Source organism: Leptospira ainazelensis, from assembly GCF_016918785.1.
GTDB lineage: Bacteria > Spirochaetota > Leptospiria > Leptospirales > Leptospiraceae > Leptospira > Leptospira ainazelensis.
On the sequence record NZ_JAFFPT010000034.1, the window covers coordinates 20,329 to 33,385 of the forward strand.

Genomic DNA, 13,057 nt, shown 5'->3' on the forward strand with positions numbered 1-13,057 from the left:
GGAACCCTAAGTCCGATGAAAAAAAACATTATTTTAATTTCTCTTATTCTTTTTCCCGCTTTTTTTGCGGGTTGCGGAGATAACTCCGAAGTGATCGAGACTCTTGACGGAAACAAGATCACAGTCAACAGCTTTGAAGACACATACAATGTCGCCATCGACGCGATGAGTCGGGTTCAAAATATCGAGAAAGAAAATCTTCTCGAATTTATTTCCAAAGATATCGCCGAAGTTCCTGAGCAGATGAGAGCTCTGAACTACCAATTCCAAAAAAAGAATTTTTATGATCAGTATAGAGATATGATGATCACTACAATCGCCGCCGAAAAAGACGGATTTACCAAACGCGACGATATCAAAAAGATTTTGAAATTCCAGGAAATGCAGATCGTTTCCCAGCTTTACGTTATGCACCTTGTGGAAAGCAAAATCAAAATTTCGGAAGAAGAGGCGATGGAAGAATGTCAAAAACTCCGCGCAAAAGAACCGCAGGTGAGTTCTCTTCCGATCGATCGTTGTATTCTTTTTGCAAGAGCCAAACTCAAAAAAGACAAATCTCAAGAAATTCTTCCAAAGGTTTTGGAAAGAATCAAAGAACAAGTTTCGATCAAACACAATGACAAGTTTGACCTGGATGCTTTTCTAAAAAGAAAGATTACTCCGGCGACCGGAACAGAGAAAAAAGAAGAAACGGCTCCGACTACGACCGCTCCTAATACGGAAGCCCCAAAAACTCCCGGACAGTAAGCTCCTTTGAACCATTACCTGAACGCCTTTCTGAGAAGTATCATTGAGGCGATCACCGAATTCCTACCGGTGTCCTCGACGGGACACTTGTTTTTATTCAGTTCCTTTTTTCCGTTTTCGGGAGAAAACTTCGGAATTGAATTCGACGATCTATTTGATATTTTTATCCAGAGTGGAGCAATTCTATCGGTGCTCTTTCTCTATCGAGAAAAATTCAAATCGCATATTACCTCTTCCTTTTTGTATTTAACAAAGAAGAATCAGGATCCACAAGGATTTCATTTTGTAATTCAGATCGTAGTCGGCGCGCTTCCGATTTTGGCGGCGGGGTTTATAGCAAAGAATTTTTTGGATACGATCAAAGCAAGACCGGATCTTTTAGACATCCTCGCCGGAGCTTGGATCTTCGGCGGAATTCTGATTTTGATCGCGGAATGGTTCTTTCATAAAAAACAAGCCACTCACGAACGAAAATCGGTGGAATTGAAGGATGCGATTCTCATCGGAATTTTTCAGTGTGTCGCTTTGATTCCGGGGATTTCCCGTTCTGCGGCGACGATTATCACCGCTCGATTCTTAGGAAAGGATACGAAAAGTAGCGCCGAGTTTTCGTTCTTTCTTGCGGTTCCCGTTTTGTTGGCTGCGGGAATTTATAAACTCTACAAATACCGTTCTATTTTGAACGGGGATACGATTCCCGTTTTGGCTTTTGGATTTTTAGTTTCCTTTCTTCTCTGCACACTCGTCATCCGCTGGTTTTTACGCTATCTTCAGAGGCATTCTTTTTCAGCCTTTGGTGTGTATAGAATTCTCTTGGGGGTTTGCGTTCTCGTTTTCACAAAAATTATTAGATGAAAATCTAATTCCCGAGAATAATCTGACACCGGTACCGGAATGCACCTCCGCCTTATTCTGATTCTATTTTTATTTCTGCTCGGAATTCCAATCTTCGGTCAGACGGACGAGCAGATGCTTCGTTTGATTACCGGCGGAGCGAGCGCGGACCAAACTCAGTCTTCTTCTCCCAATGATGAAAAAAAACTCGCGATTCTCAGAGCCAAAAATCGGCTTTTAGGAAAGTCGGTCGACAATCTCCCGGATCGAGAGGTGGACGACCTTCTTCTTTCCCTGGGTTTGACCCGGGAAGGTTCTTTGTTTAGCAGAAGAAAACGTCTTCGTTCCGCTCTGGAAGAAACACTTCCGATCGCCGCCGATCCGCTCGCAAATTTGCCTCAAAGCAAAAAAGCGCTTCCGATTTCCATCGAGAATGCTTCCGAAGGGGAGCTCCTACAAGTGGATAAGAATAAATCCGGGGTTCTCGTTTTGAGAGGTCGGGTTCGTTTGAAATTGAGATCGGGTTCGATCGAAGCCGAAACGATTACCGTCGATAGCGAAAGACAAGAGATCTACGCCGAAGGTGGAATCGTATACAAAGACGGACGCGCGATCATCGAAGGCGACAAGTTTATCTATGACTTTCGTCTGGAAAAAGGGGTAGTCTACAAAACAAAGGGAACCTTTGCACCCGCTCACTTTATAGGCGAAAAACTCAAAAAATTAGACGACAAACGTTATGCGCTTGAGATGGGTTATTTTACGATCTGTAACGCGGAAAAACCCCACTATTCCTTTAAAGTAAACCGGCTTTATATCTACGACGATAAGACGGTAATGGCGACTAACGTTCGTTACCAGGTCGGAGGAACTACGGTTCTTTGGCTGCCCTTTCTCTACAATAGCAACTTAGGAAACGGATGGATTACTCAAGCGGGTAAGAACAACACACAAGGTTTGTTTATGCAGAATTCGTATCAGTGGTCGGTGATGCCTACGATCGCCCTTGCGCCGATGGGATATAAATTCCGCGCCGACTTTTACGAAAAAACGGGACAGGCGTTTCAACTCGAGATGTGGAAACAAAGTCCCTCTTTGAACTACTTGATCGATATCGGATATGCGAATTATAGAAAATACGCGATCTCCGGCGCCTTTGAGGATCGATTTCATAATTTCGGAATCGGGACAACCGCGGTTACCAACCAAGTGGATAACGGCCCGCTTTATTCGGCGGATCCGAGCAGTCCTTACCGAAAAATCGGACAAGACGTGGAACCTTGGTGGAAGGGAAGAATTCTTTTAAACTCGAAGATGAATAACACGGAGAAAGACGTTACCCGAAATTTCAGCTTTCAATACGAAAATTATTCGAACCGGCTTTTCGACTACGAATACGGGAATCGTTACGAACCCGCAAACACGCTTCAGTCCTTATACACCGCAAGGAACGTCCGCCAGGGTTATATCCGAAATACCTTGGAGTGGAAGTTTGATTACACGGAAAACCGCGGCGATCTTTCCATCAACGTAGGGATGAAAAGAAATCTTCTCTATTATATCCTGAGTCCGACGGATAAATCCGGTTACTTTCCTACGGTCGACGTTCTTCCAACGACGACGATTCGAAATTCTTCCGAAATCGGAAGGCTTCCCTATTTTAACTCGGCCGTTTATTGGGACGCTTACTTGAACAACACCATTCTTCGTTATTATGGGGTTCCTACACGGGAGAATTTGGGAGTTCCAACGCTCGACGGTAATTTTCAGGATCCTTACGGAAATTATAAGGAGAATGTTCTCAGAACCCAATACTTCACACAAGGTGAAAGCGGTCTTCGTACCACCTTGAACTTTGGAAGTTATATGACCTTTACTCCGAACGCATTTTTCGGAGCTAAAAAACAATCAGCGACGGTCCGAAACAACGCGGCGGTAACGGGTGTTACGGATAACGCGTTTACTTCTTTGGAACGTTATCTCGCGAGAGAATCCTACGGATACGTAAGAACCGCTTCCAATTTGAGAATCGGGATTCCTTTGATCTTTTTCAACGCAATCTATCGAAAGTTAGAAGCCTACAAACCGGAACTGGAAGATCCGATTCTTGCAAAAACGAGACAACACGAGCTGGAAGTTTCTCTCGAAAGTTATGCGCTTGAGAATTTCGAAATTTCGATTCGAACCATCCGGGATTTGAGAAGTTTTTCTCCGGATTATCAACCGCAGCCTACAAATCAAGAACGCTGGTATTTTACGGTGGCCCGTTTTTCAGGTTATTTCGATTTTTTGGACGGACTTCGCCCGAAACGAGCTTCCTTACTCGAAAAAAAAAGAAGTTTCTATTCCGGTCTTTTTATCAACAACGATTACGTTCATCATACACCCAAAGCAAAACCGCTTTCCAATAGTTTTACCGCCTCATACAAGATGGGAGGTTTTACGCTTCCTTTTGTTCGTTTGATCCGGGAATTGGAATTGGGCGGGACCTGGTATCACGTCTATAACAGTCCGATACTTGACGGATATAGAATATTCGTAAAAGCGAATGTAGACTTTACGAGACATCTCGGGATCGAAGCCGAGTTGGATTCGAGAGTCAGTCAGCCTTGGAGATACACCAATCAGGTCGGAAATACCTTTGATACCTTCTTTTACGGAAACGACCCTACGATTTCCGCGTCCACTCTGAATTTGGAAAGAAGCACTCTTCAGAGGGATTTGCTCGACGGAACCGGTGTCAACGGCAACGGGGCAAAACAAAATACCGCCCTCAACATAAACCGTTTTATGGGGACGATCAAATACAACCTTCATACCGCAAACTTCAGACTTGGATACAGCATGGATCTCCGCTCCGTCCCGGGCGGCAGAACCGATGGGCTCGTATCCTTTTACGATCAGTCCGTATTCTTCTCCATATCGATCACGGACTTCTCCTTGGGCCAACAGGATTCTTCCGAGCTTACAAGAATCCGTCTGTTCCGATTTAGAAAACGTCCGTTCCAAGCCGGCGATCGCGCTGGAATATCTTCGGAGAATCCTTAATATGCTTAAAGAAAGAAGTCAGACGTTCAAGTTGATCTTTACGATTTTGGATTTTGTGACGGCTCTTCTCGGGGGAGCGCTCGCTTTTTTGTTTCGATTCTACCTTGTAGACGAATCCGGAATGGACGTTCGATACGTGGACGTTCAGAGTTATATTTTTCTCTTCTTTTTACTGGCTTTTTTTCAAGTGATCGTTTTTATCGCGATAGATCTCTATCATCCGAGACGCGGTCTTTCTTTTATCGATGAATTCCTTACGATCGTCGGCGGAGTTTTTCTCAATCTCGTTTTCGTTTTGGCGGTTTTATTTTTCTTTCGAGGCGATCTTGGAAGCGAACGCTTTTCCAGGTCGGTCATTCTTGCTTATACCGTCATCAATACGATCACCACGAGTCTTCTTCACTATTCCGCGAGAATTCTTTTAAGAACCCTTCGCAAACGAGGATACAATCTGAGAAGCGTTTTGGTGGTGGGAGTTTCGGAAACCTCGAAACGTTTTAACGACGCGGTCATTAAACACGGAATATACGGTTATAAAATTCTCGGCTTTGTTCAGGCTAACACGGTAAAGCCGATTCGAAAGGATATGAAGGTGATCGGAAAGATAAGTAAGATCGCTAAAATTCTCGAAACGGAAAGACCGGACTTGGTGGTTTATACTCTCGAACCTTCAGAAGGGGATTATCTCAAAGAGGTTTTGGACGCTTGCGATCACGAAGGGATCGATCTCAAAATTGTTCCGGGTTTTCAAGAATTCATCAAGGCTCGGGGAAGGGTGGAAGAGATGGAAGGACTTCCGGTCATCTCGATTCGAAACATTCCGATCCGTTTGGGATATAACAAATTCATAAAGCGTCTTTTCGATCTTACGTTCTCGATTCTTTTTATTCTCTTCTTTTCTCCGTTCTATCTTTTGATGGCCTTGTTCGTAAAACTTTCTTCTCCCGGTCCGGTTTTTTACTATCAGGAAAGAGTAGGCCTGGACAACAAAAAGTTTAAGATGATCAAGTTTCGAACGATGGTAGTTCAGGCAAAGTCTCAATCGGAGACGACATGGACGATACAGAACGATCCTCGGGTCACCGGAATCGGCAAAATTCTTAGAAAACTTTCCTTGGACGAAACTCCTCAGTTTTTCAACGTTCTTTTCGGAGATATGTCGGTCGTGGGGCCGAGACCGGAACGTCCTCACTTTGTGGAAAAGTTTAAGAACGACCACAGACACTATATGAGAAGACACGCCGTCAAAGCCGGAATCACCGGACTCGCTCAGGTTAAAGGGCTCCGAGGGGACACGTCTATCGACGATCGTATCGCCGCCGACATTTATTATATCGAAAATTGGTCGCTCTGGCTCGACCTAAAGATTATTCTCCTGACTCCATTTAAAGGAATCATGGACAAAAATGCCTACTAAAACACTCTGACTGCAAGGGAGAGAATCATGAACCTGAACGAAGATTCTTTGCAAAAAATCGCCGACCTCTCGCGTTTAAAAATCCGCTCCGAAGAAAAAGAATCCACTCTGAGAGACTTTAACAAGGTTTTGGAATATGTGGATCAAGTAAAAGGACTGGACGTATCTTCGATCGGAGAAGACGAGATCTACTTTCAACACGAAAACGCAATTCGCCCGGATCTTGCGGGAAAACACCTCTCTCGGGAAGAAATCGAAAAGTTCGCACCCTCCTTTCAAAACGGCTACTTCGTCGTTCCTAAGGTGATCGAGACATGAACGAAATATTAAAAAAATCTTATACAGAATTAAAAGCCGCTCTCGGCGAGGGTAAACTCAGCGCGACGGATTTAGCTAAGGCTTGTATCGAAAGAATCAAGGAAGTCGACGGTTCCGTAAAAGCGTTTTTATCCTTAGATGAGAAGACAATTTTAGACGCGGCGGCGGAAAGCGACGCGAGAAGGAAAGCGGGAAAGCCGCTTTCGGAATTCGACGGAATACCGGTAGCAATCAAGGACAATATCTGCATTCAGGATTCGATCACTTCTTGTTCTTCCAAAATATTAGAAAATTATAAATCTCCTTTTAACGCGACCGTCGTGGAAAGACTTCTTGAAAAAGGTTTTATCCTGTTTCCAAGAACTAACATGGACGAGTTTGCGATGGGTTCTTCCACCGAGAATTCCGCGTTTCAGACGACACGCAATCCATTCGACTTGGAAAGAATTCCCGGAGGATCCAGCGGAGGATCCGCCGCGGCAGTGGCCGCGTCAATGGTACCGCTCGCGCTCGGATCCGATACGGGCGGTTCGGTGAGACAACCGGCTTCTCTTTGCGGACTCTACGGACTCAAACCCACGTATGGAAGCGTTTCCCGTTACGGGCTTGTCGCCTATGCTTCCAGCTTGGATCAGATCGGGCCGTTTTCAAAAGACGTTCAGGGATGTATCGATTTGTATTCGGTGATTTCAGGAAAGGATCAGAAAGATTCCACCTCGGTGAATCGTCCCGGTTTTTCAGCGGACTCCGTGAAGGAAGTCGACTTCAAAGGATTGAAAGTCGGAGTGATCAAGATGACTCCGGAGATCGATCCCGAAGTTACAAAAGCATACGAAACGCTTTTGAATCAACTCAAAGAAAAGGGTGCAACCCTTATCGAATTGGATTTTTCAAAATTCAGTTACGCGATCCCGATCTATTATATCATTGCTACCGCGGAATGTTCCTCCAACCTTTCCCGTTTTGACGGAATTCGTTTTGGAGCGAGAAAGGATCCGACCGGAAAATTGGAAGATCTCTATGTCGATTCTAGAACGGAAGGATTCGGAGCCGAAGTAAAGAGAAGAATTCTTCTAGGAACGTTTTCCCTTTCCGCCGGTTATTACGACGCATACTATGGAACCGCTCAAAAAGCGAGAGTTTTGATAAAGAAAGAATACGAATCTTTCTTTTCCAAAGTGGACTTCATTCTTCAACCGACTTCTCCTACGACCGCGTTTAAGGTCGGAGAAAAAACCAAGGACCCGGTACAGATGTATAAGGCTGACATTTGGACTACCAGCGTCAATCTCGCCGGTTTACCTGCGATCAGCGTTCCGATGGGGAAAGATACAAAAGGTCTTCCGATCGGTTTGCAGATTACGGCGCCTTATTTCGAGGAAGCAAAATTATTCGGAGTTTCACAAGCCGTTTCTAAATTAGAAGGTTTGAATATTCAATTTCCGGAAAAGATCGGATGAGTAACCTGACCGCGAGAGTCATTCCCTGCCTGGACATAAAGGATGGAAGGGTAGTTAAGGGAGTGAACTTCGTAAATCTCGTCGATGCCGGTGATCCCGTGGAATCGGCCGCGATTTACGAGGAGAATCTTGCGGATGAACTTTGTTTTTTAGATATTACCGCGTCGTCGGATCGAAGGGAAATTCTTCTTCATCTCGTGGAGAGGATCGCCGAAAAAATCTTCATTCCGTTTACGGTAGGCGGGGGAATTCGGACCGTCGCCGACGTAAGGGCCGTTTTAGAAAAAGGGGCAGATAAGGTTTCCATCAATACGGCTGCGTTTCAAAATCCGGAACTTCTCCGGGAATCTTCCGAGATCTACGGTTCTCAGTGTATCGTCTGTGCGATCGACGTTAAATTCCAAAAAGAGAGAGATCGATACGAGATTTTTTTGCACGGCGGAAGAACTGAAACCGGAAGGGAAGCTTTGGATTGGGCGCAAGAAGCTGCAGAAAAAGGCGCTGGAGAGATTCTTCTCACTTCGATGGACCGGGATGGAACGAGAAACGGGTTTGATATCAATCTTTTAAAAAATTTTTCTTCGGCTCTGGAAATTCCAATCATCGCTTCCGGTGGTGCAGGAAATCCGGAGCATATGGTGGAAGCGATTCTTCGCGGAAAGGCAGATGCGGTTCTTGCGGCTTCGATCTTTCACTTCGGAGAATATTCAATTCGAGAAACGAAGAGAGCGATGCAAGAGATGGGAATCTCGGTTCGACTGGACTGAAAAAGACGCTCAATTCTTCCCAAACCCAATCTCCGTTAATCTTCTGCCTCTTCTTCAAAAAAACTTGTTAACGACCGATTTTTCCATCAGAGCTTGATTCTTTTTTATATTTTGTCCAAACGTAGATTCCAATTTAAAAATGATTTTTCGTTTTATCAAAAGGCATCGATTTCAATTAGCCCATTCGGTTTTTTATAGATCCGAATAAAGTAGAGAAAGGCTTCGAAGCGCATAGGTTGAGGTTCTATTTTCCGATCTCCTCTCTGAATTATAATAACATTTGGATTGGTTGATAAAGAAATTTCTTTCTTATCTTTTGGTTCTCTTTGGACGTCATTTTAAGAAATTTTTATTTTTATAGAGTCGTTTTTTTGAACTGGTCTTAGTCCTAGGTTTGAAAATTCAATAATTATAATGCTCCTAACCGGGTATGAACGCTTGAATCGATAAATAAGATTAAGTTAGAGACTGGAGAAAAGAAAGGGAGGTCAGCGTGTATAACGTGTTCTTCCTTTGTCGTAAATCTATGAAAAATGCATTCCCCCTATTTGTTTTATTCCTCATCTTCTGCTTCGGTTGTTTGAAACCCGGTCAATCCGGAATAGGGAACAATATCCCGTTCATGATCATTGATATGGAAGGCACCGCAAGGATCAAAGGAACATTCCTGGACGTAAATGGTGACGGTATCGCCGACGGAATCGACACCAACAAAAACGACGTCATTGATATGCTCGTATCGGATACGGACCGGGACGGAATCTTGGATTCCATTGACACAGACGGGGATGGTATAACGAATCATTATCTATGTTATCAGATATCCCACTATTCTTCCAGAACAGGTAAGAATTGTACCGGAAATCCTCTCGCATTTATAGATCTCGGTAACGATGGAATTGCGGACGGATTTGATGTTGATAACGACGGATCGATCAACGATCCGATTCTTAAAAAAATTCAGGAAGATTTAGATCCCCCTTCAATTTCTATTTCTTCAAACAATCTTCCAGGGATTTATGGAAATGCTCAGAAAGTAAAACTTACTTGTACGGATAACGTCGGTCCAGGTTCGATTGTTTATACTCTCGACGGTAGTGTTCCCAATTTTTCCCCTTTTCAAGGTAACTACTCGAATGCGCCGAGCGTAAATTTCAACGTAGGATCCGACTCGGTGAGCGGGGATTTTAGAATCAAATATATTTGCCGAGATTTAGCCGGGAATGTGAGTCCGATTCAGGAGGCTTTGTATCGAATCGATACTACTCTACCTGTGATCGTCGCTAATGCGACGTCCCGTTTTATCAGCAATCAAACGGGCGCGATCGGTCGGTCGGATATTACCTGGTCTTCCAATGTTTCAATATCTTTTACGATTCGTTCCGGTGCGTCCGATTGTGGTTCCGGAGTGGAGGTTGACAGGGGAGTTTTGTCTTCCGGAACAAATTCTCTTTTCTCGGTTACGGCAGGAGGAAATTTTTCGGGAGAAGGAACGAAACACTTTACGATTTTCGGATATGTCGATTTGGACGGAGACGGAGTTTGCAATCCCGGATCGGATCGAATCGGCTCGAGTTCGATTTCTATTCAAAGGGACGATACTCCTCCTTCGGTTTCCATAAGTCCGGACGAAGGTAATTTCGGAACGATTACGAACGTTTCTCTTTCTTGCTCGGATTCGGGAAGCGGTTGTGAAGAGACTGTTATTAATTCTTTGGTCAATGGAACTCCTGCCAATCCGACGATCGACGCGCTCTCAGGTACGATCGGCACGGGAAGCAACTATTCCGGAACCGCTATTTCGACCGTAGACAATGCCACCACTTCCATAAAGTTTATTGCAAGAGACAAAGCAGGGAATGTTTCCTCTGTTACACAAAAGCGATATACAGTCGACCTTGCGACTCCGAACGTAACGATCAATTCGAATCTTCGTTACGTATCCGGAGAGGACGGTTCGATCGCCTGGCAATCGGATCGAAACGGAAACTACCAAGTCATTCTGGGGGGATCCAGTTGTACAACCGGAATCGTACTCGCATCTGGTTCCATTTCCGCCGGAGGTCCGGATACCGTGACTGCAATCGATAATACGAGGTTAAGTGTTGGAAACAACACGATTCGTATCTGCGTCGCCAGCGCAATCAATGTTGGAAGCACAACGGCTACGATCACAAAGGATCAGTCGGCGCCAAACGTTACCTTAACCTCGCCGACCAGCACAGGACCTTTTCCCATTGGAACGAGTTTTATCGCTTCTTGCACGGACGTCGGCAATGCTGGGTGCGATAAGATCGTTTATACGTTAGACGGAACAGCTCCGAGCTTCAATGCGTCCCGAGGGATCGCGAACGGAAACCTCTACTCCGGCTCGGTAAGTCTATCGACGGCGGGTCAGTTTCAGATCAAAGTGATCGGAATGGATAAGGCCGGAAACATTTCCTTGATCGCAAGTCAAACCGTGAACGTTGGTCCGCCTCCGCCTCCGAAAGGAGTTCTCGTCGGCGCGGGGAATGCGAAATTGGTAGTTTCATTCATCCCGGTTGCAGGTGCCACGAGTTACAAGGTCTATTACGCAAATTCGAGCGGAGTTACAACTACAGCAAGTTCGGTCACCGGAGCGAATAATCCGATTACCATTTCCGGTTTGACGAATGGAACCATGCAGTACGTTACGATGACAGCGATTCATAACGGAGGAGAAAGTTCTCTGAGCGTCGAAAGAAGCGGAATTCCCACTACTTCGATTCCAGCCGCGACGACGGCGGTTCATAAAGATATTTCCGGGGCGGTGGGGCAGGGAACCGATTCAGGAAAATATCCATCCGCAGCGATTGATCCCGTCAACAAGAAGCTGTTGGTCGTTACGCAAAATGGGAGCAATGGGAATAAGCCTTCTTTATTTCGTTGCGATTTAAACGGGAACTCCTGCCAACACTTTGATATTTCCTCCGGTCAAGGAAGCGAATCGGGAAGAAATCCGTCGATCGTAGTGGACGAAATCGGCGGAAAAATTTTGGTTGCGACGGAAAATGGTTCAACTACTTCGAAGACTTCCTTATTTCGTTGTGCCTTGGACGGAACCAATTGCGTGCATATCGAGTTATCAGCCGGATACGGTTCCGGACCTTGGGTGAATCCGAAAATTCTGATCGATCAGCTAAATCGAAAACTCTTAGTTGTCACGAATAATGTTTCAAACGGTATTCGTCCATCTTTGTTTCGTTGTGATATGGACGGAACTAACTGCGCTCAGAGGGATATTTCTGCCGGCCAGGGAATTCAATCGGGCTATACCCCCGTTGCAGAGATCGATTATTACAATGAAAAATTATTGGTGATTTCCCGGAATCAAGGGAATTCCAATAAGCCGTCCTTGTTTCGTTGCGATTTGGATGGAAACAATTGTACACACTCTGATTATTCGGCCGGGTTGTCATTTCTTGGATTTATATTGCCCGCAATTGCGGTCGACCGAAGTAACGGAACCCTTTTGATGTCAACGTTCGGAGTCTCCAGTCTTGATGAGATCGCATTTTATCGAAGTAATTTTGATGGAACGTCGAACTCCCAATCCATCTGGACGGTTTCGAATTCACCAACTACACTTGGAAGTGCTACACTTGCGATGAATATAGATTTTGTGAACTCGAAGTTGATTTTTAGTTACCTTGGAAACGGCTATCAAAACCAAATTCTTCGTACGAGCCTTACGGGCACTTCACGGGTGCAGGCTATAAACCAAACCGCCGATCAAGGGTTTCAGTCCGCTCATCATCCGTTCGGGTTGATCGATTTTATAAATGGGAAATATCTCATTCTAACTTACAATAGTTCGCATGGAGGAAAACTGAGTTTGTTCGTTCTCTAAAAAAACTACGAGCGATTTGGTTATATACAACTTTATTCCAAAATAATTAGGACAAGAGTCGCAATTATTCGGACTCTTGTCCTAATCGTTTGGTGAAGTATGGCAATTTATATCAACGACTGCATGTTTGGAAATTTTTTCAGCTTAATAACTTTTTACTTAAGAGAAGTCGTTCCGGTGAAATAAATCGGCGATTCACCGAATTAAGATTTATTTTGGATCGTCTACTAGAAAAACTATTGATTTTGGTATATTAGTAAAAATGAATGCTTCAAAAGTCTAATCTTGTATACAATTTGTCGGAACTCCGACGGTCTTTCCGTGAAAGTCACGCACCCCGCCCTGATTGCATAACCTTACCCGCAAGTTGGAAAGTTATTGAGAATCAAAAAGATCCCACTGGGGATTTTAGTAGGAGTTCCTACATTCGAGCCTTTTTACTTGCAAAAAGGTTAATTTTCTGATAGAGAAAAGTCGCCCGTAGTTTTCCACCACCCGCCCCCCGCCCCTCGAGCCTGTGTACATCCTGGGACATAGGTAACACTTTAGACCAGAGACATGGGTTACACTTTTAAAGTCCTTGTTACTTTCTTCG

The 13,057-nt window shown here is 44.6% G+C and carries 8 protein-coding genes; all 8 read left to right on the forward strand.

Annotated elements, in window-relative coordinates; genetic code table 11:
• Nucleotides 1–15: 15 nt before the first annotated feature.
• The 8 genes from JWG44_RS09680 to JWG44_RS09715 all read left to right on the forward strand — a co-directional run bounded on the left by JWG44_RS09680 (nt 16) and on the right by JWG44_RS09715 (nt 12,462).
• Complete coding sequence (locus JWG44_RS09680; protein WP_205274753.1) at nt 16–747, forward strand: lipoprotein LipL31; 732 nt, start codon at nt 16–18, stop codon at nt 745–747.
• A 6-nt stretch (nt 748–753) separates the two neighbouring features.
• Nucleotides 754–1,602, forward strand: a complete 849-nt coding sequence (locus tag JWG44_RS09685) for an undecaprenyl-diphosphate phosphatase (RefSeq protein WP_205274754.1) — start codon at nt 754–756, stop codon at nt 1,600–1,602.
• A gap of 39 nt (nt 1,603–1,641) precedes the next feature.
• A complete protein-coding gene (locus JWG44_RS09690) occupies nt 1,642–4,629 on the forward strand; it encodes an LPS-assembly protein LptD (protein WP_205274755.1) in 2,988 nt (995 codons plus the stop codon).
• Nucleotide 4,630: 1 nt separating this feature from the next.
• Nucleotides 4,631–6,046 (forward strand): undecaprenyl-phosphate glucose phosphotransferase, encoded by a 1,416-nt coding sequence (locus tag JWG44_RS09695; protein WP_205274756.1) that lies wholly within the window; start codon nt 4,631–4,633, stop codon nt 6,044–6,046.
• A 27-nt stretch (nt 6,047–6,073) separates the two neighbouring features.
• Entirely contained in the window at nt 6,074–6,364 is a 291-nt protein-coding gene (gatC, locus tag JWG44_RS09700) for an Asp-tRNA(Asn)/Glu-tRNA(Gln) amidotransferase subunit GatC (RefSeq protein ID WP_205274757.1), read from the forward strand.
• Nucleotides 6,361–7,824, forward strand: a complete 1,464-nt coding sequence (gene gatA / locus JWG44_RS09705; RefSeq protein ID WP_205274758.1) for an Asp-tRNA(Asn)/Glu-tRNA(Gln) amidotransferase subunit GatA — start codon at nt 6,361–6,363, stop codon at nt 7,822–7,824. The genes gatC and gatA overlap by 4 nt, the downstream gene beginning before the upstream one ends.
• Nucleotides 7,821–8,591, forward strand: a complete 771-nt coding sequence (gene hisF, locus JWG44_RS09710; protein WP_205274759.1) for an imidazole glycerol phosphate synthase subunit HisF — start codon at nt 7,821–7,823, stop codon at nt 8,589–8,591. Before gatA ends, hisF begins: the two co-directional genes overlap by 4 nt.
• Nucleotides 8,592–9,213: 622 nt before the next feature.
• Complete coding sequence (locus tag JWG44_RS09715; RefSeq protein ID WP_205274760.1) at nt 9,214–12,462, forward strand: chitobiase/beta-hexosaminidase C-terminal domain-containing protein; 3,249 nt, start codon at nt 9,214–9,216, stop codon at nt 12,460–12,462.
• Nucleotides 12,463–13,057 lie beyond the last annotated feature (595 nt).